This is a genomic window from Brevibacillus formosus (assembly GCF_003013405.1).
Taxonomy (GTDB): domain Bacteria; phylum Bacillota; class Bacilli; order Brevibacillales; family Brevibacillaceae; genus Brevibacillus; species Brevibacillus formosus.
This window is the reverse complement of record NZ_PXZL01000033.1, coordinates 43988-70618: the sequence shown is the minus strand read 5'-3', so window position 1 is coordinate 70618 and position 26631 is coordinate 43988. Positions and strand designations below refer to the sequence as shown.

Here is a 26631-nt window from a genome sequence, read left to right as displayed (position 1 = left end):
AACCAGCTCAATGAGAATGGTTGTCTTTTTGCTTCCATTAAACATTTGTCACAAGAGATTCGCTGTAGGCGTGGAATGCTTTGCCCAGTCGTGAAATCGCAAGCTCCGTATCCTCTCGGTTCAAGAGCGTATAGTTCAAGCGCATCGTATTGACTTGCGGCTCGGCAGCATAAAACGGCTTCCCTGGCACGAATGCCACGCCTTCCTGTACGGATCGGGCCAGCAGCTTTTCTGCATCGACGTGCTCAGGCAGATTCACCCAGAGGAACATTCCGCCTCTTGGTTTTTCCCACTGTACGCCCTCCCAGTTTTGCGCAACCAAGAGCTCATGCATCCATTCCATGCGTGCCTTGTAGGACTCGCGGATTTTCTCAATGTGGCGCTCCAGATCAAAGCGGGACAACAGCTCATACAGGGCGTACTGGTCGATTGTGCTCGACTGCAAATCAACTGCTTGCTTCGCCTTCACCATCATCTGAATCACGCGGGTATCTCCGATCGCCCATCCGGTACGCAAGCCTGGCGCGACAATTTTGGAGAAGGTACTGGTGTACACCACACAGGAATCGGTCGGATGCTCATCCAGTGAGAAAATCGAGCGGTACGGAGCTTCCCCATCGAATTGGATCTCTCCATATGGATCGTCTTCCAGGATGAGAATGTTTTGTGCCTTACATTGACGAAGCAAACCGAGACGGCGCTCGAGGCTCCATACCTTTCCTGTCGGATTGGCAAAGGTAGGAATGACGTACACCATTTTCGGGCGATACTGGGCTATTTTTTTCGCCAGATCGTCCAGGTCCATCCCATTAGCATCACCATCTACGGGAATCGCTTTGATTCCCCGGAATTGAAACAACTGAACGGCTGCCAAATAGGTAGGGTTTTCGACGAGAACGACATCGCCTTCGTCTAAATATACACGGCACAACAAGTCTACTGCTTGCTGTGAGCCCGTAGTGATGATCATATTATCTGCACCGACGTCCATATGCTTTTGCTTCATGCGGGATGCAATCCACTCACGAAGCGGCAGGTAGCCATCAGTCAATCCGTACTGAAGAGCTTTTGCTCCTTGTTCGAATGCGCGGTTGAACGCTTCGCGCATCTCTGCGATTGGAAAAGAATCCTCTGCTGGCAGGCCACCTGCGAGCGAGAGCACTTGATTGCCTTGGGTCAGCTTCAAGATTTCCCGGACAGCCGAGGAGGATAGTGCTTCCACAGATTTTGAAAATGAGTACTCCATGTTCCGTTCCCCCTTGATTTTGCTTATCCTTGTTTTATCACTGTCAATAGCGTAAGTCCAATCCTTGCTAGCTATAAGTAGATAGGTTTTGACTATGTCGAGCGGTTGTTCAATCGTTAGTCTTGACACCCTGCATGCAAAAAACCCCTCTTCGTATCAAACGAAAAGGGGTCCATATGTAGGGGCTATATCTTCCTAGGCGATTCGGAACACACGCGGTTTCTCTGTGTGTGGGAGGAAAGAGAGGTCTACATGCGCGGACGCTTCTTCCATACCGATATCGCTAGCCAGCAGCAATGCCTCTTCCTGGAAGGTCGGCGTACAGCTGCCTTCATTCAGTTCACAGAGACGCTTCAATCGCTTCAGTCTCTCTGCGGACTTCTCCACTCTCATGCATTCATTCGTCAGCTCACATACGTTGACGTGACGAGCATCAGCAATCATGCTGATATCATTCACATGGACAATCAGCCTTTTGCCTTCTTCTGTAACAAATCCGATCGAGCAAAAATGCGCACCTGACATTTCCAAACGAGTGAGAACAGCATTGGCGTAAACTTCTCCCGTCCGCAAGCGAATCTGGCCTGCTTCAATGGCTCCGCCGATTTTTCTCTCGTTGGCGATCACCGTATACATATCCGTGTAACCGTTAATCTGATAGCGCATGGTACCCTCCCGCTCTCGCTGAGACTAATTATCATTAACAATGACATCGTATAATGAAAATCATTATCTGTCAATAATGAGAATGATTTTTATTCCAGAAGAAAAAGCCACACTCCATATGCATGGTAGTGTGGCCAATTTGCCTCGCCTTTATTTTGTTTTCGTAAATAACCCTAACCGCTCAATCCGCTGAACCGCTTCTGCGAGACGCTCTTCATTTGATAACAAAGCCGCTCGCACATAGCCCTCACCTGTCGGGCCAAAGCCATTTCCTGGCGCTACGACGACATGCGCTTTTTCCAAAAGCAGGTCAGAGAACTCCACGGATGTGAAGCCGCTTGGAACAGGAAGCCAAGCAAAGAAAGAACCTTGAGATGGCGGAGCTTGCCAACCAATCCGATGGAGATTGGAGTACAAGGCATTGCGGCGGCTCTCGTAGACAGCGACGAGATCGCGGACGCACTGCTGCGAATCCGTCATCGCTTTGGCTGCCGCCATCTGTACTGCACCGAACAGACTGACGAAGTAATGGTCCTGAATGAGGTTAATCAGACGAACCAGCTCGCGATTTCCTACCATGGCACCAACACGCCAGCCTGCCATGTTGTACGTTTTGGACAAGGTATAAAATTCTACGCCCACTTCTTTTGCACCCGGAACCTGCATGAAGCTGACCGGCTTTTTCCCGTCATAGCTGATCGCCCCGTAGGCGAAGTCGTGGCAGACGACGATTTCATGTTTTCGGGCAAAACGAATGGTTTCTTCATAAAACTCCAGTGGTGCGTTGACTGCTGTCGGATTGTTCGGATAGTTGAGAAACATCAGTTTCGCTCGATCCAAATCAGCTTGGGACAGCTGGCTGTAGTCTGGCAAGAAGTCATTTTCCGCCTTTAACGGCATCATGACCATCCGTCCGTTGACAACAGCAACCCCCGACCAATAATCCGGATAGCCAGGGTCTGGAACCAGTGCGACATCGCCTGCGTTCATGAGTACTTGGCAAATCTCTACGAGTCCGGTTTTGCTGCCGAACAAAATCGCTACTTCTTCCTCCGGATCGAGGTCCACATCGAATTCTTGTTTATACCAATGAGCCACTGCCTGCTTCAGTTCCACGCGTCCCTGAAAAGGCGGATATTTGTGATGAAGTGGTTGTGCCGCTTGCGCCTGTAATTCTTCAATAATATGCGGCGGTGTCGGCAAATCGGGATTGCCCTGCCCCAGGTTAATGACGTCATGGCCTTGCGCAATGACCTTGTTTACTTTTGCCACCAGGGTCGCAAAAAACTGGGTAGGGAGTCGATCAATCATGTCGGAGGGTTGAATGCGCATCTTTCTTCCATTCCTTTCTTGGGCCCAATACAGTAAAACCCCCTTTTTCCATACAGAAAAAGGGGGAGATCAGCTTGGTCACGTCCTTATCTGTCAGGAAAAAATCCTGCTGGAATTGGCACAGCATCTGTCCATCTCATGGAACAGATCCGCTGCCGGGCTTCATAGGGCCAGTCCCTCCACCTCTCTGAATAAGTGAAACACACGGAATATACTGTTTTTTCGTCTATATCATACTACTTGAGCACGTAAACCGTGTCAAGATGCTTGATTCTGTACCGGCACTTGATGTCTTCTTTTTCGAAAAGAGGTGTGGAAGGCGAAGAAGGCAACAGACAACAGACACAAGCCTGCCATCACGAACAAGAGCCCCTGTGCGTGAATTGATTGGAAGATGAATGCGCCGAGCAATGGTCCAAGCATTCGCCCAGCCGATCCAGTCCCTGCAATCAGTCCTTGGATAAAGCCCTCTCGTCCCTCAGGCGTAAACTGTGCAGCTACTGCCGGCACCGCTGGCCACACGAGCATTTCGCCTAGCGTCATGATGAACATGCCCGCTACAAAGCCTGCATAAACGGTTGACTGAGACAAAATCAACATCGACAAGGCAAAAATATAAGCGCCCAAGAGCATTTGCGCTTTTAGCGTACGGGCAAAGCGTCGAATGACCCACGCAATCAATGGCTGACCAAACAGGATCAAACCGCCGTTCAGCGTCCACAGCAGACTGTATTGACGGAGAGAAATACCCAAGGATTGCATATAGGTCGACAGCACCGTCGTCCATTGTACATAGACAATCCAGCTAATTAATAGCCCCCCGCATAATAGCAGCAAGGCTCCCCATACCACTTTTGACTCTTGCTGTGGTTGTTGCGGCACATCACCAGTTGCCTCTTCAGACATGCTTTGTCCAGCGGTCGGGTTTTGGCGTTGTTGTTCCGCCTTTTTTAGCTGACGCGGCAAAATGAGCATGAACATGGCGAGGACGATCACTTGCGAGATGGCATTACCGAAAAACGTCCAGGCAAATGACACACTTGCCAAAAAGCCGCCCAACGCAGAACCGGCAGCAACTCCCACATTGAGGGAGACATAAATCAGATTGATTCCTTTCCGTCCTCCGTCCGGCCATAACACGACGGCCAGTGCATTCATCACAGGAGAAAGTGATCCGTAAAAAAGTCCATTCAACAGAAGCAAGACAACATAAATCGTAAAATCCTGCGTAACACCTAATCCGAGCGAAATCAGGATAACACCTATGGAACCGACAATGATGGTGCGCATTTTGCCCCAGCGGTCAAACATCATCCCGCCAACAATACTCCCGATCAAGAATGCGCCTTGATTTAAAAGCAACAAGAAGCCGGCTACAGTCAGCGGCTTTCCGAGATGGTTATGAATATAAATCGTGACCAGCGGCCAAATACATGCCATTCCGGTAGAAAAAATGACGGCAGCAATCGCCAATAGACGAATGCTGCTCGGATAGGATTCCCACTTTTGCCTCATGGCTTACTTCTCTCCCCGATGGAAATCGCCGCTTTTTCCGCCTGTTTTGGATTGCAGACTGGTCGGACCGATTATCATTTCTTTATCCATGGCTTTGCACATGTCATACACCGTCAAAGCCGCTACGCTGACAGCGGTCAACGCCTCCATCTCGACGCCTGTTTTCCCTGTCGTCTTCACGGTTCCTGTAATCGCAAGCGTCGTTTCATCTACAAAAGCAAATTGTATGTCGATGCCAGTCAATGGCAGCGGATGACACATCGGGATGATTTCCCACGTTTTTTTGGCAGCCATGACACCTGCTACCTGCGCAACTGCGAGTACATCGCCCTTTTCGATTCGACCTTCCCGGATTCGGGCGAGTGTTTCGGGTTTCATGCTGATTTGGCTCTCGGCTACAGCCACCCGTTTTGTGACGTCCTTCTCAGATACGTCCACCATCCGCGCTCGATTTTGTTCATTAAAATGTGTTAATTGATCAGTCATACTAGCATCGTTCCTCCTCTATCTCTTCCTACCTTACTCCCGCCGCTGGATAAAAGCAATGGGAATGTAGATGAGACTATTTCGTTATCTTGCTCATCCACTCCTAAAAACGTACGAAGAACAGGTACTGGAGGTATACTGTGCGTACACAGCTCAAAGGAGGCGTATGGATATGGAAACGAGGAAGGATCAGACGGTACGTTGGTCAATGCTTACGCATGGTGATTGGAACATTTATTTGGCTGCAACCGCTGCCGGGCTTTGTTATGTCGGCTCGGTTAACCAGCCTTTTGCTGAATTGGAGGCCTGGGTTGAAAAGCATCGCCCACAAAGTGCACTGGTGCAAGACGATCCGTGGCTAAAGCCTTTTGCAACAGAACTGATGGAGTATTTGCAGGGAACGCGCGAGCATTTTTCCATGGATTGCGACCTGTCTGGAACGCCTTTTCAGCTCGCTGTCTGGGAGGCGCTGCGCCAAATCCCATACGGTCAAACGGCATCGTACACCGACATTGCGAACATCATTGAAAAGCCCGCTGCTGTTCGTGCTGTCGGTGCCGCAATCGGTGCCAATCCAGTTCTCATTACAGTCCCCTGCCACCGCGTCGTCGGTAAAAACGGTTCACTGACTGGCTATCGTGGAGGACTGCCCATGAAGACAACTCTGCTTGATCTGGAGAAAAAGACGAATCGGGGTGTGAAGCATGGCTAGTTCACTGGCCGAGAGGATCGCTGCGCTTGACTGGCATTCCCTGCAACAGCAGTTGGACGGACAAGGGTATGCTGCTTTTCCTTCCTTAATAAGCGGGAATGATTGCGAAGAATTAATCGCTACGTACGGACAAGACGACCTTTTTCGCAATACGATCCAGATGGCGCGGTACCGTTTCGGTGAAGGAGAGTATCGTTATTATCAGGAGCCCCTTCCCTCGCTTTTGCAGGAGCTTCGCGAAGGCTTTTATCCGATGCTTGCGCAAACTGCGAATCGGTGGCAGGAAATGCTTGGTCGCGAAGCTATTTATCCTGCAACCCTCCCTGAATTTTTGGCGCAATGTCACGATCAGGGCCAGCTGCGCTCTACCCCACTGATTTTGAAATACGAGACAGGTGGCTATAATTGCATGCATCAGGATATGTATGGGGACGTATTCTTCCCATTTCAAGTGGTTTTTGCCTTGAATCAAAAGGAAAAGGACTACAAAGGCGGAGAATTTCTGCTGATGGAGCAACGGCCGCGCGCGCAGAGCCGGGGACATGTGATAACCTTGGACCAAGGCGCTGGCCTGATTTTCCCGACATCCTACCGTCCTGTGCAGGGAACGCGAGGCTACTATAAAAACACGCTGCGCCACGGTGTCAGCACGATTACCTCAGGAACCCGCTACAGCCTCGGAATTATTTTTCATGATGCAAAGTGAGGAACGCCCCATATGAAAAGCATCCTTTCCTATAAAATGCCGAAAACCCTCCTCAATAAAGGAAGCGGATTTCTTGCGGATTACACCCACTCGCTCAATCCGTATACGGGCTGTTCCTTCGCCTGCTCCTATTGCTATGTTCGGCAAATGCCTGTCTCTTTGTTTCGCAACGAGCAATGGGGCACGTGGGTTGACATCAAGCAGCAAGCTGCCGATTTATTGCGCAAGGAGCTTTTGCGGGCTAAGAAAAAAGGAAAGGTGACCATCTTCATGTCTTCGAGTACAGACCCGTACCAGCCCATCGAACAAACAGAAAAGGTAACGCGGTCTTTACTCGAAGTCATGGTAGAGAATCCACCCGATTTTTTGCTGGTGCAGACGAGAAGTCCCTTGGTTTGGCGGGATGCCGATTTGTTGCTCCTGCTGGGTGATCGCGTCCGCGTCAGCATGACCGTCGAGACCGATTTGGAGGAGATTCGCAGGCACTTTAGCCCACAAGCTCCCCCCATTCAAGCGCGGCTCAAAACACTCCAGCGCTTGGCGGAAGCAGGCATTCCTACACAAGCAACGATTGCCCCTGTTTTGCCTAGCAGTGAGTCATTCCCGGAGATTTTGCGCCCCTTGGTCACCCGTGTCTGTGTCGACGATTTTTACATGGGAGATGGCAGCGGCGGTAAACGAACGAAAAGAAACGGAATTCCCGCTCTCTATGAACAGCTTGGGCTGGAACAATGGTATGACCCTTCCGCCTATCGAATCGTCTATGATCGGCTATTACGTGTCTTCCCCCCGGATCAGATTTATTTGAGTCAGGAAGGCTTCGCCCCTTAGCATCACAACCCCTGATTGACACACCCCATTCATTGGCAACTTTGATTAGTTTATGATATCGTCTAGCCTAGAGAGTAGTATCATCCAGGGAAATGAGGAATTGTCTTGACCATTACGATCTTGTTATTTGCCGGACTCGCTGAACGCGCGAATGCCCGGGAAGTACAGTTGACCTTATCTGAAGGCGCGACCGTTAGCGATCTTCTGCAAGCAGTGGAAAAAGAATATCCTGCGCTCTCTGCGCTTTTGGGCAGCTGTTTTGTCTCCATCAACCATGAATATGCTGCGAAAAACCAGGTTATTTCAGCCGACGATGAGATTGCCCTCTTGCCTCCTGTAAGCGGCGGAGAGGAAGACCCCCGCTTCGCCATTACCGAGGAGCCCATTTCTGCGGACAAGCTCGTTCGTCTGGTGAGCAACCCGCATGCAGGGGCGATCCTTACTTTTGTCGGAACTGTTCGGGAATTTACCCATGGTCAACGCACGGTGTATTTGTCCTATGAAGCATATGCCCCTATGGCTGTTGAAAAAATGAAGCAGGTCGCAGCTGAGATCGAGGAACGCTGGCCGGGAGCGCAAGTCGCGATGCACCATCGTATCGGTAATTTGGCTGTCGAAGAGATTGCGGTTGTTTGTGCTGTTGCAACAGCGCATCGCAACGAATCGTTTGAAGCAGGCCGTTATGCCATCGAACGACTCAAGCAGATCGTTCCCATTTGGAAAAAAGAAATGTGGGAAGATGGAAGCGAATGGAAGGGACATCAACAAGGACCGTGGAATCCGCTTGCGATGCCAGAAGGAAAGGTGGAGTAACGCCTTGGATACTCGCTATTCCCGTCAGATATTGTTTCATCCAATCGGGCGGAGTGGACAGGAGAAGCTCGGAAAAAGCCGTGTAGCGATCGTCGGCATGGGAGCGCTCGGAACTGTTCTCTCCAATCATATGGTCCGTGCTGGAGTAGGCTTTGTCCGCATCATTGACCGCGACTTCGTCGAGCCGAGCAACCTGCAGCGTCAAATGCTCTACGACGAGTCCGATGCAGCCGAGCATTTGCCAAAAGCAATCGCAGCCCACGCCAAGCTGACAAAGATCAACTCAGCTGTCACGATTGAACCGATTGTCGCAGACCTCACCGCTTACAATGCGGAGGAATTGCTGGCAGACGTCGATCTCGTTCTGGATGCGACGGATAATTTTCAGGTGAGATACCTCGTGAACGATGTTTGCGTCAAGCATGGCATTCCGTGGGTGTACGGTGGCGCTGTAAGTGCGACTGGAACCTTTACCGCGATTCGCCCAGGAATCACGCCTTGCTTGCGCTGTCTTTTTCCTGAAGCGCCAAACCCGGGTGAGATGCCTACCTGTGACACGGCTGGCGTCATCGGACCGATCATTCACATCGTTGCCTCCTATCAGGCGACAGAAGCATTCAAGCTGTTAGTAGGCGCAACCGATGAGCTCAATCCGAATTTGGAGCACTTTGAGATTTGGCATAATCGCCATCAGCAAATCAAGGTGGTCAATGCCCGCCGAGACGATTGTCCGACATGTGGGCAGAAGCAATTTTCGTTTTTGCAGCCGGATACCCAAGATGGACAAGCCGTTTCGCTTTGCGGTCGAGACACCGTACAAATCTCGCCAGCCATTGCAATGACACTTGATCTGAACGCATTGGCTGATAGACTCTCACCTTTGGGGCAAATTGAGCAAAACAAGTTTTTACTGCGTTTCCGAGTCGATTCTTACACGCTCGTCATTTTCCCAGATGGTCGCGTCCTCGTGCAAGGCACAGATGACGTCAGCCTGGCACGTTCGCTCCATGCCAAGTATATCGGCGCATAACTGGTTTACCTGTAATGAAAATAAGCTGTCCCAGGCCGTCGGCGAGACGAAGGGGCAGCTTTTTTATGCCGTTTGAACAAATGTAATCGTAAACGTCGTACCTTTCCCTACGTCACTCTCAACGACGATCTTGGCATGATGCAAATCCATTATTTTTTTCACGATCGCCAGCCCCAGACCACTGCCCGAATTGGCTCGATTCCGCGATGGGTCCGCCTTGAAAAATCTTTCGAAAATGCGCTCCTGATTTTCCTTGGATATCCCGATTCCCGTATCGGTTATTTTCACGAGCACTTCTCCGTTTACCGTCTCCAGCTTTACGCTAATTTTTCCGCCTGCCTCCGTGAATTTGATGCTGTTGCCAAGTAAGTTGGTCCAGACTTGACTCAGCATATCCTCGTCGGCGACGATTTCGACTTTTTCCAAGTCTATGTCCATATCAATCTCTTTCGCCATCCATTGCGGCTCGCATGCGAGGATGAGTGCGCGCAGTTGCGTGTCCAACCGATATGGCTTCCGCTCTAAATCATGCTGGATGCCCTCTAGCGCAGTGAGCTTAAGCAGGTTGTCACTGATCTTGGACAGCCGCTTGCTTTCCGACTCAATAATCTCCAAGTAACGTTTACGCTCTTCTTCGCTAAGTCTTTCATTATGCAGGGCGCGAGCAAACCCGCTAATGGACGTCAAAGGTGATTGGATTTCGTGGGAAACATTGGAGATGAACTCCTGCCGCAGCTTCTCCATTTCATTTAATTGTTCCGCCACATGGTTGATGCCGTCCACCAGCTCCCCCCATTCATGCGCCAGCTTGATATCGAGATTGACCCGAAAATCCCCCATGGCAATCCGTCTAAGCGCATCAATCAATGGTTGAAACCTGCCCCGATGCCTTGACATCGTGAAGAAAGAAATGATGATGCCTACCCCAATAAACAACATGCAGTTCAAAACGGAATAGACCAACGTTTTTACAAGATTATTGGGATGAAAGCCCATATAGCCATATAAGAGAGTGGTAATCCCATATGCACCTAGCCCGCACAAGGCAAAAACAGCACATAAGGCCACAACCCCGACGATTTTTTTCAGCAAAACAAGGGAATGTTCTGGCCTTCGCTGTTTCATACCACAATCTCCAAACGATAGCCAAGTCCCCGGACCGTCCGGATCAAAAAGCCGTACATCGCTTCTGGAAAACGCTCCCGCAATCGGTTGATGTGCACGTCTACCGTACGCTCATTTCCCTCAAAATCATAGCCCCATATTTGTTCGATCAGCTGCTCGCGGGAAATGGTCTGCCCGGGATAACTGGCCAGTTTGAACAACAGCTCGAACTCCTTTAGTGGGATCGTCCAGGTTTTCGTCCCGCTGGCGACTGCAAACGTTTTACGATCAAGCAGCAGTTTTCCTGCTTGAACCTGATGCGAAGCGGCAATCCGGTAACGCTTGAGCAGCGCTTTTACCCGGACGACCAGCTCCTGCGGATCAAACGGCTTCACCAAATAATCGTCTGTCCCTAGCTCAAAGCCTTTGATTTTTTGCGATGTCTCTCCCTTGGCAGTCAGCATGAGCAAGGGAAAATCATAATACTCGCGAAGCTTTCGACACAGCTCCCAGCCGTCCATGTTCGGCATCATGATGTCAAGAATCACCAGTTGTGCGGCAACCGACTCCAGTTTGTCCAGTGCCTCCTGTCCGTCAGCGGCTTCCACTATCGTAAAGCCTTCATTGCGCAAGAAGACGCTGACGAGCTCGCGAATATGCGGATCGTCGTCGACTACCATAATTGTGGTCACGTTCTACACCCTCTCTTTTACGAGCAATTGCTGACTAGCCAATTCCCGGTACATCTCATGGGTTTGAAAAAGCTCTTCATGTGTACCCATACCTGTGATTTTTCCCTTTTCCAAAAAGATGATTTGATCTGCTTCCACCACCGTCGACAAGCGATGGGCAATCACGAGGGTGGTACGTCCCTTCATCAAATTTTGCAACGCCTTCTGGACGATCATCTCTGAATTACTGTCCAAGCTAGAGGTCGCTTCATCCAGCATCAAGATTTGCGGGTCCCGAAGCAGTGCACGGGCAATCCCGATTCGTTGGCGCTGTCCACCCGATAGCTTCATGCCTCGCTCCCCTACTTCTGTCTCATAGCCATTCGGCAATTCTTCTATAAATTGATCCGCATAGGCCATCTTTGCCGCCTCCTTCAGCTCCTCCTCGCTAATCGTCCGTGAAATCCCGTAGCAAATATTTTCTCGAATGGTTCCGGCGATCAATGGACTTTCCTGGGACACGTAGCCGATTTGACTTCTCCATGACTTCAAGGAAAAATCCGTGATGGGATCATTGCCCAGCCTGATTTCTCCAGTCAGTGGCTGGTAATACCTTTCAACTAGGGAAAACAACGTGGTCTTGCCGCTGCCGCTCGGTCCGACAATCGCATTTACTTTTCCGGCCCCAATCGTAAAGCTGACATCATCGAGAATCGTTTCCCCGTTCTCATACGCGAAGCTCACATGGTTCACATGAATGGGCAGACCTGCGTTTTCAAGCGTCCGTCCTGCAAGAAGATCTTCCTCTTCGGCGTCCAGAGTCGCAATGATTCTCTCTGTTGCCCCCATGGCTTTTTGCAAGGAGGTGAAAAACTGTGTGAATTGTCCCAGCGGTATGACGATTTGCACCAGATACAAAATAAACGCGACCAGTTCACCAGCTGTCAATGCTCCCGTGGATACGCGCATGCCACCATAGCCGATCACAACCACGAGCAGCACCATCAGGATAAAGGACATTAACGGTCCAATGACGGCTTGGACTTTTCCTTCTCTCAGCCCGAATCGAAACAGATTCCCGATTGCTTTTGTTCCCATTCCCAGTTCGCGGGTTTCGGCATTGGAAGATTTGACGAGCCGCATCTCTTGGAGCACTTGATTCATAATTGTCGTAAAGCTCGCAGTCTCGTCTTGGAGTCCTTTCGAAATTTTGTACATCTGACTGCCAAGCGGAATGAGAATCCCGATGCACAGCGGTACCGCAACGAGCATGGTTAACGTCATTTGCCAATCGAGGTAGAGCAAAGTCACCACAGCACCAACGATCGTGATCAATCCTGTGAAAAAGTTGGACAGTTGATCACTAATCAGACTTTTCACTACGCCGGTATCGTTCGTCATTCGACTGATCGTCTCACCTGTCCGGTTGTTATCATAATAGGAGATCGGCAGGACGAGCAGTTTTTTCCAGAGTCGTTCACGGAGTGAGGCTACCACACTCTCGCCGACATGATTTAATAAATAGATGGACAGCCCTCCGGCAATGGCTTGCGCGACAAAGGCAACGATCAAGAGAATGATTTGTGGTGTTGTGATCGTAGATAAGGAAAAGCTGTCCACCAAATCCTTCGTAAACAGCGGAATCACTAAGCTAACCAGTGTGGTAGCGATGCTCATGAACAACGCGACACCGATTTTTAGTTTGGATGGCTTTGTTTCCATGATTAATCGAAAGAAAGGCCGCCAGTTTCCCCATTTCGCTACGCTATTCGTTTGTTCCATTCGTTCATTTCTCCCCTTTTTCCTCCACGTCATTTTCACTTGCAAGAGATAAGATACTGCATGAATGTAAACGAAATATAAACGAGATAATAATTGAAGTGCGTGCAATTTTGTTCTTTCTAATAAGAAGACGTTCTTGATCCAATTTTCTTTACCTGTGATTTTTGTATATAAATGATGAATTTGGGGTAGAAGCCGGGAAACAAATCGTATATAATAGGTTCGTAATGAAGAAACGAAACAACGTTTCACCAGATGAAACTCCAAGTTATTATAGGGAGGTTGTATACATTGGCTAACAAAGATGCTTACAAAGTAAAGTCTTCCCTGCAAGTAGGCGACAAGTCTTTTGCTTACTATCGCCTGCAAGGGTTGGAAGAACAAGGATTGGGCGATGTTTCCAAACTGCCGTTCTCCATTAAAGTTCTGCTCGAGGCTGCTGTACGTCAGTTCGACGGCCGCGCGATCACCAAAGAACACGTACAACAATTGGCGACCTGGACAAAAGGCCGCGACGAAAACCAAGAAGTACCGCTCATGCCAGCTCGTATCGTTCTGCAAGACTTCACCGGTGTACCGGCTGTAGTAGACTTGGCAGCGATGCGCATCGCTATGAAGCGCGCTGGTGGAGATCCAAAACGAATCAACCCATTGGTTCCAGTTGACCTCGTTATCGACCACTCCGTCATGGTTGACGATTTCGGTAACGCGTCCGCTCTGGACAACAACATGAAATTGGAATTCGAACGCAACCAAGAGCGCTACCGCTTCCTGCGTTGGGCACAAACTGCGTTTGACAACTTCCGTGCGGTTCCTCCAGCTACTGGTATCGTTCACCAAGTAAACTTGGAGTACCTCGCAACTGTAATCGCTACTCGCGAAGTAGATGGCGAACTGGTTGCTTTCCCTGACTCTCTCGTAGGTACTGACTCCCACACCACTATGATCAACGGTCTTGGTGTTCTTGGATGGGGTGTTGGTGGTATCGAGGCAGAAGCAGGAATGCTCGGCCAGCCTCTGTATTTCGTAACTCCAGAAGTAGTTGGTTTCAAACTGACTGGTACCCTGAGTGCTGGTGCGACTGCAACCGACCTCGCTCTGACTGTTACGCAAATGCTGCGTAAAAAAGGTGTTGTTGGTAAATTCGTGGAGTTCTACGGACCAGGCCTGTCCAACATCTCGCTGGCTGACCGCGCTACCGTAGCAAACATGGCACCTGAGTACGGCGCTACAATGGGCTTCTTCCCAGTAGATGCTGAGACACTCAACTACATGCGTCAAACCGGTCGTGAAGAAGACCTGATCTCCTTGGTTGAAACTTACACCAAAGCACAAGGCCTCTTCCGTACTGACGAGACTCCAGACCCAGTATTCTCCGAAACATTGGAACTGGATCTGTCCACTGTCGTACCTAGCTTGGCTGGTCCAAAACGTCCTCAAGACCGCGTAGAACTGACTGCTATGAAGGAATCCTTCAATAACAGCCTCGTGACGCCGATCGACAAAGGCGGATTTGGTCTCTCCGAAGAGAAAATCGCAGCTAGCGCACCAGTTGCTTATCCAAACGGTGAAACAGCTACGCTGAAAACTGGTTCGGTTGTTATCGCAGCGATCACTTCCTGTACCAATACATCAAATCCTAGCGTAATGCTGGGTGCAGGTATCCTGGCGAAAAAAGCTGTGGAAAAAGGCCTGAAAAAGCCTCCTTTCGTAAAAAGCTCCCTGGCTCCAGGTTCCCGCGTAGTTACCCAATACCTGAAAGACGCTGGTCTGATCGACTCCTTGGATGCTATCGGATTCAACGTCGTAGGTTATGGTTGCACCACTTGCATCGGTAACTCCGGTCCATTGCCAGAGGAAACCAGCAAAGCTATCGCTGACGAAGATCTGACAGTTGCAGCGGTACTCTCCGGTAACCGTAACTTCGAAGGCCGTATCCATGCACAGGTAAAAGCGAACTACCTCGCTTCTCCTCCATTGGTTATCGCCTATGCACTCGCAGGTACTGTAAATATCGATCTGACTACAGAGCCAATCGGCACTGGCAAAGACGGTCAACCTGTATTCTTGAAAGACATCTGGCCAACTCCACAAGAGATTGCAGCTGCTATGGACAAAGCTATGAATCCAGCTCTGTTCCGCGCTGAGTACGGCCAAGTGTTCACACAAAACGAAGCTTGGAACAAAATCGACGTTCCAACTGGCGACCTGTACGAGTGGGATGAAAAATCCACCTACATCCAAGAACCGCCATTCTTCCAAAACCTGGCTGGAGAAATTGCAAAAATCGCAGACATCAAAGCAGCGAACACCATCGCACTCTTCGGTGATTCTGTGACAACTGACCATATCTCCCCAGCTGGTAACATCTCGCCAACTAGCCCAGCAGGTCTGTATCTGCAAGCAAACGGCGTAGAGCGCAAAGACTTCAACTCCTACGGTGCTCGTCGTGGTAGCCACGATGTAATGATGCGCGGTACATTTGCGAACATCCGTATCCGCAACCAAGTGGCTCCTGGCACTGAGGGCGGCGTAACCAAATACTTGCCAACTGACGAAGTAATGTCCATCTACGATGCTTCCATGAAGTATCAAGCAGACGGTACTCCACTCGTTGTACTGGCTGGTAAAGAGTACGGTACTGGTTCTTCCCGTGACTGGGCAGCAAAAGGTACATTCCTCTTGGGTATCAAAGCGGTTATCGCTGAGAGCTTCGAGCGTATCCACCGTGCTAACCTGGTTGGTATGGGCGTTCTGCCTCTGCAATTCGCTGATGGCCAAAGCTGGAAGTCCCTCGGCATCGACGGTACTGAGTCCTTCAGCATTGTAGGCCTCTCCGATGATGTTCAACCTGGCCAACGCGTAAAAGTTGAAGCCACGAAGAAAGACGGCAGCACTTTCGAATTCGAAGTAATCGTGCGCCTCGATTCCATGGTAGACGTAGACTACTACCGCAATGGTGGTATCCTGCAAACGGTTCTGCGTCAATTGCTGGATGAAGGCAAACCAGTCAACGCGTAAGCAAACGAATAAAAAATAAGTTCGTATCAGCACCCACCCAACGAAAAGGGCAGGCTCCGAGTATCTCGGCAGTCTGCTCTTTTTACGTTTCCAGCCAGAAACATGGTCTGCTTTTTGTTATCTCTTCCTGATAGGCCACGCTTAAGTGGAAGATACTGTGAATACGCATGGAAGAGGGGAATTGTTCCCCAGAAAAAGGGAGGGATTCGGGATGAAACAGTTGTTTCGCGAAACCTGGATCGAGGTAAATCTCGATGCCGTCAAGAAAAACATTCGGGCAATACGCCGGCATATTCCTGAACAAACGAAAATCATGGCGGTTGTAAAAGCAAATGCCTATGGCCATGGTTCGGTCGGAGTAGCACGCCATGCCCTCGAGTACGGGGCTACTTCCCTCGCTGTCGCCATCCTAGAAGAAGGCATCGTCTTACGAAAGGCGGGAATTGCCGCACCTATACTCGTGCTGGGATTCACTCCTCTTTCACGTGTCAAAGAGGCGGTCGCCTGGAATATTGAGCTGTCCGCGTTTCAGGTCGATTGGATCAAAAAAGCCGATAAAATTGTCAAAGCAACCTCTTTCTCCAATCGTCTGAACATCCATATCAACGTAGATACGGGCATGGGACGATTGGGCGTACGGACAAAATCCGGATTGCTTGCAGTCGTGAAGGCCTTAACATCCAGCTCTTCCCTTGCATGGACCGGAATCTTCACTCATTTTTCCACTGCGGATGAACCTGATCACACATTGACCAAAGCGCAACACGAGCTATTTGTTGATTATCTTCGTTATCTGAAGGAAAAAGACTTCGAGCTTCCGACCGTACACATGAGCAACACCGCTGCAACCATTGCTTTTCCCGAATACAGCGCCGATATGATCCGCCTCGGAATCGGCATGTACGGACTGTATCCATCGGCTTATATCCGACAACTCAATCGTGTCAAGCTCGTTCCGGCACTCAGCTTGAAATCGCGCTTCTCCTATGTGAAGACAATGCTGACGCCACCGTATACCATCAGTTATGGGGCTACATACATAGCAAAGCACGGAGAGGTTATCGGGACGGTTCCCATTGGTTATGCCGACGGTTATTCGCGTGCACTTTCTAACCGGGGATTTGTTCTGTATCGAGGCAGACGGTTGCCGATCGCAGGGCGAGTGACAATGGATCAGATGATGGTCAGCTTGGGAGAAGGCAGTGGAAAGCAAGGCGATGAAGTCGTGATTTACGGCAAGCAAGGAAACCACGAGATTACTGTCGATGAGATTGCCGAAATGCTCGGAACGATCAATTATGAAGTCGTTGCCACCCTCAGTAATCGCATTCCTCGTTTGTTTTTGGAAAAAGGAGAGGTTGTAGAGATCTCTCATCTATTGCCAGAAGGGTAATTGAGGCAGGCTTGGAGAATAATTTTTCCCCGAAAACAAAAAATAGGGGAAACGATTTTGCGGAAAGGAATGGAAACATGAAGTCGCGATTCACATACGCCATCCTTCTCCTGTTGGCGCTGAGTCTGACTGTGATCAGTTGCAAGCCAGACTCAGCTTCCCAAATCCGTCAGCAAAGCCTTAAAGCTCAACCCTCAGCTGAGAGAAACGAATCGCAAAAACCTGTCCTGCTCATTCTCATTGATTCGTTAATGGACAAACCATTGCAAGAAGCGATCCGGCAAGGCCGCGCTCCCGCTTTGGGTTATTTGCTTGCAAACGGGCGCTATTACCCGCAAGTTGTAAGTTCTTTTCCTACCATGTCGGTAACGATCGACAGCACCCTCCTTACAGGTACGTATGCCAATCAGCATCATGTACCGGGATTATCCTGGTTCAGCAACAAGGAAAAGCGAATGATTTATTACGGGTATGGGCCCAAAGAAGGTCTGAAGATCGATCAGCCACAAGTTCTGCTAGATATCCTTCATCAATTGAATTTGGTCCAGCTCAATCCGCATACGAAAACCATCCATGAAGAATTGGCTGAAAAAGGCAAGGATACCGCTTCGATCAATGGTATTATATGGCGAGGCAAAACAGCTCACACCTTGCATATTCCCCGTCTCGTTGAATTCAGTACGCGCTTGCCAGGCGAGGTGAATGTGAACGGGCCAAAACTGCTGTCGTATGCAGCATTTGCCCAGCTTGATCCGAATCAAAAAAGAGAAAAGCGCATTTGGCGAAAATACGGGATGAATGATGAGTTTTCCGCACAGGAGATCAATTATCTCATCACCAACAAGAAGCTCCCCCCTCTTACCATCGCGTATTTCCCGGAAAATGACATGGAGGTGCACAGGAAGGGAGCAGCTTCCATCGAAGGGATTGAAAAAGCAGATAAAGCCCTGCAAACCGTGCTTGATGCTTTTGGTTCATGGGACAAGGCAGTCAAGGAAGCGCGATGGATCGTCATGGGAGACAGTGCCCAGAGCGCTGTTCTTGATGATCGCCAGGCCGCTACCATCGATTTGCGCGACTTTTTAACCCCTTATCAGATCGCGAAAATCGGTCGACCCCTCACCCCCACTGACCAAATCGTGATCTCGACCAACGAACGGATGGCCTATATTTATGCCCTGGACCCGCGTATTCCGTTACCCGATATTGTTAACCGTTTGCAGCGTGAACCGAAGCTGGACATCATTGCGCGGAAGGAAGGCAACAAGATTGTCGTAACAGCAGGCACGGTCAACCGACAATTTACTTTTCAGCAAAAGGGTTCCTATACCGATCCATACGGTCAAGCATGGACCTTCAGTGGTGATCCGCGTCTGCTCGATATCTCCATCAACAAGAACCGGATCACGTATGGGAAATATCCGGACGTTTTAGCGAGGCTCTATGGCGCAATGAATTCGCATGAAGGCAGATATGTAGTCGTTACTGTTCAGCCTGGCCATGAGCTTATAACGGAAAACTCCCCCACCCATATCGGCGGTGCTGCACACGGTTCCCTGCACGAGATGGACTCACTCGTTCCCATGCTAGTAATCGGGACAACGACGCGCCCCCAAACATTGCGTCTCATCGATATGAAAGACTGGCTGTTGCGCCTGACAACCGAATGAGTGAATCAGGTTTTATTGAAAGGGCAGGCTCCGGCAAATCTGCCCTCTTCTCTTTTTATTCCGTCGTCACCAGCATGCTCACCCCTGAACAGCTGCAAGAGCTACTAGCGATTGCACTCGACGACCAGGAAAAGTATAAGCAGATAGCTGCGACCTTGCTTCCTCTAAGTTCACAGAGAGTTTAGTCCCAGAAAATCAAAACGAATACATGTTCTCCCCCATTTTAGGCACCCTACTGATGAGGAGGGATGATGCATGGATCAACGAAGCTTTGAACAAATTTATGCAGCGTACAAAAATGCCGGAGAACAGCAGGCGATGCAAGAAAATGAAAATAACAGCCCACTGACGAATACGGGAAAAGAACAAATCGTGGCTGTCAGGAAAAACGACGATGGAGACTTGATCGCCTTTAAAACAGACACAGGCCGCGAGCTCGATTATATCACTGCACTCAACGATGCAAAGGCTGGCAAGCTGGCTCATGTAGACGTATTTCACAAGTATGGGAGAGACATTCTGCGAAGTGAGCCAGACGGGATTAAGGAAAACAATTTGGATAATTTGCCTGACTTTTGATGAAAAAAGGTCGCCCACATGAACTGGGCGACCTTTTTGTATCTACTTGCATTGGTTTTGTAGATGAATCTGGAAAGGGATTGGAGCGGCGAACGTTCTTTGAATATTTGCGAACCTTGGCGACTTGAGTTGTCACAAAAAGCCGATTATTTACGACTTAGTAATATATAAGAAAGGGTGATGATCATGGATGCATATGATGTTGCAGTAATCGGCGGCGGGTTGTCCGGATTAACCAGTTCGATTTATTTGGCAAGAGCTGGTCTGTCAGTCGTTCTGATAGAAAAATCAAGTCAGCTAGGGGGACGGGCCGCAACGATCAAAAAGAATGGAGCTTCTCTCAACCTTGGCCTCCATGCACTTTACAAAGGTGGAGCTGCCGAAGAAGTTCTACAGGAGCTGGGAATCTCCGTCGAAGGTGCGTACGCGCCTGCAAAAGGCGGCATGGTGTGGAATGGCAAACTTTTCGAACTCCCCGGAAGCCCACTCTCCCTTTTGAAGAATCCCTTGCTGTCACCTTCGGCTAAATGGGAATTGACTCGATTTGTGAACCGATTGAGGGGAATCGATACAAAAGCTTTACCTCCCATCAGTTTTCGAGAATGGGTCGAACAGGAAATACGCGATTCCATGATACGTCAGCTCATTTACGCTGTTTGCAGGACGAATACATTTGTACCTTACCCGGAGCTACTCTTGGCGGCTCCAGGAGTGAGACGATTGCAACTTGTTTTTAAAGGAAACCAAGTGTTATATCTCGATCACGGTTGGGGGCAACTGGTTGATCATCTGCAGAAAGAAGCAATCCGTACAGGTGTAACGATTTTAAACAGTAAAAGTATAGCAGAGATTTTCCATGATCACGGTAAAGTCCGGCAGCTCTATTTTGCGGATGGCGATAAACTGGAAACCTCCTATGTCATCGTCACAGCAGGACCATCCGAAACCTTCAAGATGGTTAAGAATGCGGAGCGTACATCGCTGAAAGTGTGGCGGGATCGTACAAAACCAATATATGCCGCTTGTCTGGACGTCGCATTGCGTAAGCTGCCCATTTCTAATCCCAAACGGCACTTCACTTTCTTTTTGGATCGGCCCATTTTTATTAGTACCCCCTCCGTTATTTCAAATGCAAGTGAGGATGGATCGGTCATCATCCATGCATGCAAAGATATCGGTTTCGGCTCAGACCACTCAAAGAACGAAGAAAGCCAATTGGAGGAGGCATTAGACTTTATACAACCTGGATGGAAAAATGAACAGGTTGCCCGTCAATTTTTGCCGAAAATCAAAGTTGCTCACGACTTTGATTCTATCGATCGGATCGATAAAAGTTATGGCCCCTCCGTTCCAGAAGTGTACGGGTTGTATGTGGCCGGTGACTGGACTGGGCGAGGTGAAGTTTTAGTAGACGCGGTTTTTGCTAGTGCGAAACGAGCTGCACAAGAGGTCATTCGTGAATATAACTCAATTGAAGTGAGGTCAGACTTGCGCAGCTGATCTTGGCTATCTATCCTATCCCTTTCGGCAGCTTCCGGACTTCGCCGTCTATGATGGTGAAGTCTTTGCCATGTTCAGGTGGGCCAGCTTGTCAGGGTTCACCGTCATATAAAATCTTGAGATACGGTTACCTTCGAGCTCCATGGATAGGACATAATGGACGGTTTCACCGATCATAAATAGGAAGCCTGGCAATCCATTAACCGTTGCATGGTGATAAACCATGCCTTCCGGAAGCTTGCTGGCTGTCCCAGTAAAGAAAGCAATAACCCGTTCCATTGTAAGAATCGGGTTAAGTGCTGCTTTCACCTTACCGCCGCCATCCATGATAAGTGATACATCCGCCGTTAGCAGTTCCATCACACGACTGATGTCACCGCTTTCGAACGATTGCATGAACTGGCGAACGATCTGATGCGCACGCACAGTTTGTGTTGACGTCGGAGTCTCCTCTTCCGTAGAGCGCGGCATGCCTCGCCTTGCCCGGTGAAAGATTTGTCGGCAGTTGGCTACACTTTTGCCGGTCAAGGCGGCAATTTCTTCATAGCTGAAGCCGAACGCCTCTCGCAAAACAAAGATGATGCGTTCGACTTCACTCAACTGTAGCAGCAAGAGCAAATAGGCCGTGCTGATCGTATCTCGCCTTATGCAAATATCCTCGGGTCCACCCCTTCCTTCGACCAACGGATCGGGCAGCCACGGACCGATATAAGTTTCCCGTTGTTTGGTTTGTTTCCGAATTCGGTCTGCGCATAAATTGGAAGCAATACGACAAAGATACGATTTTGTGTTGGTAACGGATCTATCGCCATCTCGTTCCGTCCAAGCCACAAACGTCTCCTGTACAATATCTTCGGCATCCGAAACACTGCCGAGCAGCCGATAAGCAATCGAAAATAACAACGGTCTATACATTTCATATTGTTCTGCGATATTCATGGTACTCCCCTTGTTTCGGTATTGATCGATTTAGTAATTCAACGACGGCGCGCTTGGCGCTGGCCGCCGCGGCATCCACAAGCAGCTCGCCATGTCCGGCCCAATCGCCAGCGATATAAAGATTTGGCAACTCGGGGACAGCAGGCCCGGGCGCTTCCATGCGTTCAGTGTGAGCATAGTCGTGAACAACCGTTATATGTGGTAAATATTGAGTCGCCTGCAATTCCTTCCTCCATCCTGGCTGCAAAATATCCATTGTTCGCTCCAGATCGGCTTTATCCTGCTCAGCGTCGGGCTGCGAAGAACCGTGATATTTCAGGATATGAACCGCAAGCCCACCGTTATCGCTAAGTTTCGCCGCTCTCGACTGATTACTAAATAGAAAAGGAGAATCAAGCCCCATGACAAACTGTACTTTTGGATTAGGTAGCCTTCGCATCCCGAGATCAAGACAGGCTGTCGTGACTGGTCGCGCTTGCCGACACCATCTTTCGAGAGCTGTCTTCTCGGAGCCGCTAACAATTTTGTAGCATTCGGTCGGGGGGACGGCCAAGATGACTGCATTTGCATAACGGACCTCACCGTCCGCGAACCGGATTTCATAGAAGCTTTCTACTGAATTCGGTTGGGCCGACGTCTGCCGAGTGATGCTAACCACGGCTTTCCCCGTCTCGGCCCGTACACCCGCCTTCATCGCTGTTTGGCGCAATCGCTCTATAATGGAACTCCATCCACCGTTCACATACAATGCGCCGCCATTAAGGACATGATTCACTTGTCGCAGAGCCGGCCCAGCCGATTGAATCTCGGGCCTATGTGCAAAGGTGGCCGTACGGCACAAGGCGTAGATCATGTGTCTGACCTCCGGTTCGCGGATGGAGCGTTCCGCCCAATCCTTCAGCGAGCCTTGTGGAAGGTTTCGTTTGTCCAGCTTTTTTAGGGACATCAAAATGCGAGCCAGCTCTACCTTGCCCCTGACCGAAAGCAAACGTGATGTCATAAGCGAAATGGGAGACCCGGGCAAGTCATGGAGCTGTCTCTCTCGTAGCATATGACCAGCCATCGCCGGTACGTTGCCATCTGGTGTTGCGCCAAGCTCATTGAGGATATGAAAGCATTCACCATCTCTGTAAATCGCATGCGCGCCCAGACTAAGGAACACTCCATTTTTATGAACCGTCAGGGCCCTGCCGCCAAACATCCTCGCTTTTTCAGTTAGCATCACCCGCTGACCAGCTTTCACTGCATATGCAGCGGCAACCCAACCGCTCATTCCTCCGCCGATAACGGCAACATCCCACATTTCCATCTTTCAATCCCTCCAATCGATTTACACATAAGTCTTTAGAGGGCTTTTTTTTGTGACACGGTTTAGGAAAAATTCCTGATTGACTTGGACGTCAATCGATCAAGGTGCAGGAGTAGGAACGGCCGGCTCGTTCTCACCGCCCAAACGGCGGCGTGCTGTCTCTCTTTTTCCCACTGCCGGTAGATGCTCTCCTGCCTTGGCTAATCCCCAGACAGGCATATTTCCGTAAAGACATTCATATTTTCCCGCGTCGACCAAATACGTCTCGTGAAAAATCCCCACCGTTCCATCCGTTCCTACCGCTTGGTTGAACTTCTTCCAAGCGTTCAGATGATTGTGGCTTTTTCTCGCGTAATTTTCCAGGTGCTCATAGGATCGCCAGTACTGGATCTGGGTGATTTCACGGAGATTAAAATGCGAAGTGTGCCCCAAAAGTCCGAGCTCCGGGTGCTGATACAACTCTCGCATCATGCCTCCCATGGCGTTGGCTACTGGCATCCACTTATGAACCGCAAGCATACGGTTGATTCGCATCCCGATGATAAATACGACGAAAGGTCCTTCCATTTGTGCTGTAAAACGCCCCGGAACTACTTTTGCCATCCGACTCCCCTACCTTATCAAAGATTTGAGGTGCAGCTCGTAACACGCCATATAATCAGACACATGGAACAAATGTGCCGTCAGATAGGCTCCGTAAAACATGGTAAACAGCAAAATAATCGCTTCCTCTTCCTTAACATGAATAGCAAGCTGACCATCTTCGGCTGCTTCTTGTACACACTTCTGTAACATTTGATGAAGATCAGTAGCTCGAATAGCTTCTCTCCCCACCTGTTCAGGGAAGCGCAAAGACAATTCCGCCTCAGATAAAATGGGCACACATGGATGCATTTTTTGCTCTGCCAAAAAACTGACGAGACTGAGCATAATTCCTGGATGTTTCTCGGTATCGCGCGTGACCTTGGCAAAAATATGCCGAACGGCTTCCCAGCCTCTCTTGCCAGTCATCTGTAGTTCAACAAAGCATTCTGCTTGCCAAATGCTCATGTAATAAATCAGGAGCTCTTCCTTTTGCGGGAAAAATTTAAAAAACGTGACCTTGGACACCTCTGCTCGTTCGCAAATGTCTTCCACCAGAACATTTCGGAAGCTGCCTTCTCCAATCAGCTCTAAGGCAGCATCCAAAAGAGCAAATTTCGTTTTCGCCTTCTTCTTTTCTCGTAATGATATCGCTTCAGCCATCTTGTTCTCCTTTCTCCATTTTCCTTTATATTAGTATATAAGTTTACTCGAGTAAATATTTTAATTCAAGTTTGTTGCTGATTACTCCAATTCAGTACCCATCAGGCAATAAATCCATACGATAGGATATAGCCTTATAAAGGAGAGAATTTCATGCGGATTTGTTTTTCTTGCAATCTTGTAGAATTCAAACCTAAGGGAAATGTTCTGCAATTTTTTATCATGCTTGCTGCACTCGATCGAAAAGTAGCCCGTTTGCCTGCCCGAGACCGAAACCGTTGTTTGCTTCACTGTATCCTCCCTTTTCAATTTCGCAATGGAATGGGTGGCTTTACGTTTCAACACGTTTCCTTCTTTCAATCCGATCAACTCATAGCTGACATCTTTGCTCGTGATCAAAAGCATAATTACGACTTTTTGTTTATCCGCGGCCGTAATGAATCATTTCATCTGTTAAAGAATTATCCGCATCTCGCAAGCAAGCTCCTGTACTTGGCAGTTCAATACAATCTCGATGACAAGTATATTATGGGTAGGCTTGACCATATTTTTCAGCATTCACGGATCGTATTTTTCCAAACTGAACCGAATGCAGAAAGATATCGTATGTACCATTTGAACAAAGGAAAATACGCCAACCAGGAGCTTCAACGAAAAATTCAGGTTCTGCCCCAATTCGCTGAGGAATCACAAGACCCTGGCATCACTCGCCAGCCGGAAGATCCGCTTGATTTGATCTGGGCAGGGGTGATCCGTCCCCGCTATGGACTTGCAGTTGCTGCCAAGGCTATTGGCCTGATTCGCAAAAGCTATCCGCAAGCCAAGCTCCGCGTTCTCTACCCCTCGATCGTAGGTGCGTACAAAAAAAGAGCACGTATCCTGCTCCGCTCTCCTGGCGTGGTCGATCACGGGCAAAAATCAATGTGGACGACCAAAAAAATGATCGTGAAGAGCGGAATTGGCATTGCTCTGTTGTATGATAATACGGAAGATCAAAACCCTTCTCATTCGTACCTGTCTCGAATCATCGAATGTATGACATTGGGTGTCCCCGTCCTTACGACCAAAACCATCGGCAATGTCGCTTTGTTAGGTGAACATTATCCTCTCTTCGTGCAAGATGCTTACGATATAAGCTTCCAGTATGAGAAGCTGTGCGACCCCGATTACTATAAGCAAATGAGTCAATACGTTGCGTCTCGGGGGGAACGTTTTCTCGCTGATAATGCGATTCAGTCTTTTTGGGGGATTTTGCAAAAGGAACACAATCAAAAAAAGCCAGTGCATCCCTCCTAATGTGAGGCGATGTGCTGGCTTCTTCGTTATTTCATCATTTTTCCCATTCGATAGGCTGCTTCCATGATGTAAGGCGCATATTGGCTCATTTTTTCAGGAGTCAGGCGGTTGGAAGGACCCGACGCCGCAATAGACGCTACCAATTGTCCGTTGCGATTGAATATCGGGACGGCTACAGCTGCTGTCCCCAGCTCCCGCTCCTCCACGCTAGTCGCGAAGCCTTGCTTCCTGATTTGATCCAATTGCTCAATAAAAGACTCCTTGTTCACATAGTCAGGCCAATTCGGATCGCTGATGACTTCCTGCAAAATGAAAGGCTCTGCGTAAGCAACGAGTACCTTGCTGGATGCCCCCACCGCGAGTGGCATACGCGCTCCGATTGGCGCCACCCTGCGAATCGGCTGTTTGCTTTGGACTGCCTGTACGCGTATCCGCTCGTTTCCATCCCGCACATACAGACTGATCGTTTCCTCCACCAAATCCCGCAATCGCTCCATTTCCGGCAGCAGCAATGTCGCTGGATCATCGTTTTGCGACAAATTGGCGGATAACTCCCAAACTCGAAACCCAAGTCGATACTTCTCCGTTTGGACATCTCGGATCAGAAACCCTTTGTTCTCCAGCGTTGCCAGCAAACGATGCACGGTACTTTTATGCAAGGAGAGTCGACTCGCTATCTCGCTCAGGCCCAGATCCGTAGCGTCCGTAAAACAGAGCAGGATATCCAAAGCCCGATCGACTGCCCGAACGTTTGCTTTTTGTTCTTCTTCCATAAGTGTTTGACA

24 protein-coding genes and 1 riboswitch are annotated in these 26631 nt (G+C 49.3%); of the genes, 11 read left to right on the top strand and 13 right to left on the bottom strand.

What is annotated here, in order from left to right:
* Window positions 1-37 precede the first annotated feature (37 nt).
* From C7R91_RS25030 to moaC, 5 genes are all read right to left on the bottom strand, one after another.
* The gene (locus tag C7R91_RS25030; protein WP_047071895.1) at window positions 38-1246 is read right to left on the bottom strand and encodes an aminotransferase-like domain-containing protein; all 1209 of its coding nucleotides are present in this window, start codon (window positions 1244-1246) and stop codon (window positions 38-40) included.
* Between the two features lie 195 nt (window positions 1247-1441).
* Window positions 1442-1912, bottom strand: a complete 471-nt coding sequence (locus C7R91_RS25025) for a hypothetical protein (protein ID WP_047071893.1) — start codon at window positions 1910-1912, stop codon at window positions 1442-1444.
* A gap of 150 nt (window positions 1913-2062) precedes the next feature.
* The gene (locus tag C7R91_RS25020) at window positions 2063-3244 is read right to left on the bottom strand and encodes a pyridoxal phosphate-dependent aminotransferase (RefSeq protein ID WP_047071891.1); all 1182 of its coding nucleotides are present in this window, start codon (window positions 3242-3244) and stop codon (window positions 2063-2065) included.
* Window positions 3245-3327: 83 nt separating this feature from the next.
* Window positions 3328-3442, bottom strand: a riboswitch (SAM riboswitch).
* A gap of 60 nt (window positions 3443-3502) precedes the next feature.
* Entirely contained in the window at window positions 3503-4759 is a 1257-nt protein-coding gene (locus tag C7R91_RS25015; RefSeq protein WP_047071889.1) for an MFS transporter, read from the bottom strand.
* 3 nt (window positions 4760-4762) lie between these two features.
* Window positions 4763-5245 carry a cyclic pyranopterin monophosphate synthase MoaC gene (moaC, locus tag C7R91_RS25010; protein ID WP_047071888.1) on the bottom strand — a complete coding sequence of 161 codons (483 nt, stop codon included), beginning with the start codon at window positions 5243-5245 and terminating at the stop codon, window positions 4763-4765.
* A 172-nt stretch (window positions 5246-5417) separates the two neighbouring features.
* On the opposite strand from moaC, the gene C7R91_RS25005 reads away from it, so the two are divergent.
* The 5 genes from C7R91_RS25005 (at window position 5418) to C7R91_RS24985 (ending at window position 9337) form a co-directional block, all read left to right on the top strand.
* Window positions 5418-5957, top strand: a complete 540-nt coding sequence (locus C7R91_RS25005; RefSeq protein WP_047071887.1) for a methylated-DNA--[protein]-cysteine S-methyltransferase — start codon at window positions 5418-5420, stop codon at window positions 5955-5957.
* The gene (locus tag C7R91_RS25000) at window positions 5950-6663 is read left to right on the top strand and encodes a 2OG-Fe(II) oxygenase (RefSeq protein WP_047071885.1); all 714 of its coding nucleotides are present in this window, start codon (window positions 5950-5952) and stop codon (window positions 6661-6663) included. The genes C7R91_RS25005 and C7R91_RS25000 overlap by 8 nt, the downstream gene beginning before the upstream one ends.
* 12 nt (window positions 6664-6675) lie before the next feature.
* Complete coding sequence (locus C7R91_RS24995) at window positions 6676-7494, top strand: SPL family radical SAM protein (RefSeq protein ID WP_047071884.1); 819 nt, start codon at window positions 6676-6678, stop codon at window positions 7492-7494.
* Between the two features lie 105 nt (window positions 7495-7599).
* Window positions 7600-8307: a molybdenum cofactor biosynthesis protein gene (locus C7R91_RS24990; protein ID WP_047071883.1), complete on the top strand. Its 708-nt coding sequence runs from the start codon at window positions 7600-7602 to the stop codon at window positions 8305-8307.
* Window positions 8308-8311: 4 nt separating this feature from the next.
* The gene (locus tag C7R91_RS24985) at window positions 8312-9337 is read left to right on the top strand and encodes a ThiF family adenylyltransferase (RefSeq protein WP_047071881.1); all 1026 of its coding nucleotides are present in this window, start codon (window positions 8312-8314) and stop codon (window positions 9335-9337) included.
* A gap of 63 nt (window positions 9338-9400) precedes the next feature.
* On the opposite strand, the gene C7R91_RS24980 is transcribed toward C7R91_RS24985, so the two are convergent.
* From C7R91_RS24980 to C7R91_RS24970, 3 genes are read right to left on the bottom strand one after another with little or no spacing between them, the layout of a single operon-like run.
* Window positions 9401-10462: a sensor histidine kinase gene (locus C7R91_RS24980; protein ID WP_047071879.1), complete on the bottom strand. Its 1062-nt coding sequence runs from the start codon at window positions 10460-10462 to the stop codon at window positions 9401-9403.
* A complete protein-coding gene (locus tag C7R91_RS24975; protein ID WP_047071877.1) occupies window positions 10459-11133 on the bottom strand; it encodes a response regulator transcription factor in 675 nt (224 codons plus the stop codon). The genes C7R91_RS24980 and C7R91_RS24975 overlap by 4 nt, the downstream gene beginning before the upstream one ends.
* 3 nt (window positions 11134-11136) lie before the next feature.
* A complete protein-coding gene (locus C7R91_RS24970) occupies window positions 11137-12894 on the bottom strand; it encodes an ABC transporter ATP-binding protein (protein ID WP_047071875.1) in 1758 nt (585 codons plus the stop codon).
* 291 nt (window positions 12895-13185) lie between these two features.
* Here C7R91_RS24970 and acnA point away from each other — a divergent pair, with 291 nt between their 5' ends.
* The 5 genes from acnA to C7R91_RS24945 all read left to right on the top strand — a co-directional run bounded on the left by acnA (window position 13186) and on the right by C7R91_RS24945 (window position 21057).
* Entirely contained in the window at window positions 13186-15915 is a 2730-nt protein-coding gene (acnA, locus tag C7R91_RS24965) for an aconitate hydratase AcnA (RefSeq protein WP_047071873.1), read from the top strand.
* 211 nt (window positions 15916-16126) lie between these two features.
* The gene (gene alr / locus C7R91_RS24960) at window positions 16127-17308 is read left to right on the top strand and encodes an alanine racemase (RefSeq protein ID WP_047071871.1); all 1182 of its coding nucleotides are present in this window, start codon (window positions 16127-16129) and stop codon (window positions 17306-17308) included.
* 77 nt (window positions 17309-17385) lie between these two features.
* Window positions 17386-18978 carry an alkaline phosphatase family protein gene (locus C7R91_RS24955; protein ID WP_047072048.1) on the top strand — a complete coding sequence of 531 codons (1593 nt, stop codon included), beginning with the start codon at window positions 17386-17388 and terminating at the stop codon, window positions 18976-18978.
* A gap of 255 nt (window positions 18979-19233) precedes the next feature.
* A complete protein-coding gene (locus tag C7R91_RS24950; RefSeq protein ID WP_047071868.1) occupies window positions 19234-19557 on the top strand; it encodes a DUF3892 domain-containing protein in 324 nt (107 codons plus the stop codon).
* A gap of 186 nt (window positions 19558-19743) precedes the next feature.
* Window positions 19744-21057, top strand: coding sequence for a phytoene desaturase family protein (locus tag C7R91_RS24945; RefSeq protein WP_047071867.1), 1314 nt, complete (start codon window positions 19744-19746; stop codon window positions 21055-21057).
* 48 nt (window positions 21058-21105) lie between these two features.
* Here the strand turns inward: C7R91_RS24945 and C7R91_RS24940 are convergent, their stop codons facing one another.
* The 4 genes from C7R91_RS24940 to C7R91_RS24925 all read right to left on the bottom strand — a co-directional run bounded on the left by C7R91_RS24940 (window position 21106) and on the right by C7R91_RS24925 (window position 24550).
* Window positions 21106-21996 (bottom strand): RNA polymerase sigma-70 factor, encoded by an 891-nt coding sequence (locus tag C7R91_RS24940; protein WP_047071865.1) that lies wholly within the window; start codon window positions 21994-21996, stop codon window positions 21106-21108.
* Complete coding sequence (locus tag C7R91_RS24935) at window positions 21974-23299, bottom strand: phytoene desaturase family protein (RefSeq protein WP_255322414.1); 1326 nt, start codon at window positions 23297-23299, stop codon at window positions 21974-21976. Before C7R91_RS24935 ends, C7R91_RS24940 begins: the two co-directional genes overlap by 23 nt.
* A 105-nt stretch (window positions 23300-23404) precedes the next feature.
* Window positions 23405-23908, bottom strand: coding sequence for a DUF4188 domain-containing protein (locus C7R91_RS24930; protein ID WP_047071863.1), 504 nt, complete (start codon window positions 23906-23908; stop codon window positions 23405-23407).
* Window positions 23909-23917: 9 nt separating this feature from the next.
* Window positions 23918-24550: a TetR/AcrR family transcriptional regulator gene (locus C7R91_RS24925; RefSeq protein WP_047071860.1), complete on the bottom strand. Its 633-nt coding sequence runs from the start codon at window positions 24548-24550 to the stop codon at window positions 23918-23920.
* A gap of 153 nt (window positions 24551-24703) precedes the next feature.
* Between C7R91_RS24925 and C7R91_RS24920 the strand changes: the two genes are divergently transcribed.
* A complete protein-coding gene (locus C7R91_RS24920) occupies window positions 24704-25846 on the top strand; it encodes a glycosyltransferase family protein (RefSeq protein ID WP_047071857.1) in 1143 nt (380 codons plus the stop codon).
* A 26-nt stretch (window positions 25847-25872) separates the two neighbouring features.
* Here the strand turns inward: C7R91_RS24920 and C7R91_RS24915 are convergent, their stop codons facing one another.
* Window positions 25873-26619 carry an IclR family transcriptional regulator gene (locus tag C7R91_RS24915; RefSeq protein WP_047071855.1) on the bottom strand — a complete coding sequence of 249 codons (747 nt, stop codon included), beginning with the start codon at window positions 26617-26619 and terminating at the stop codon, window positions 25873-25875.
* Window positions 26620-26631: the final 12 nt, after the last annotated feature.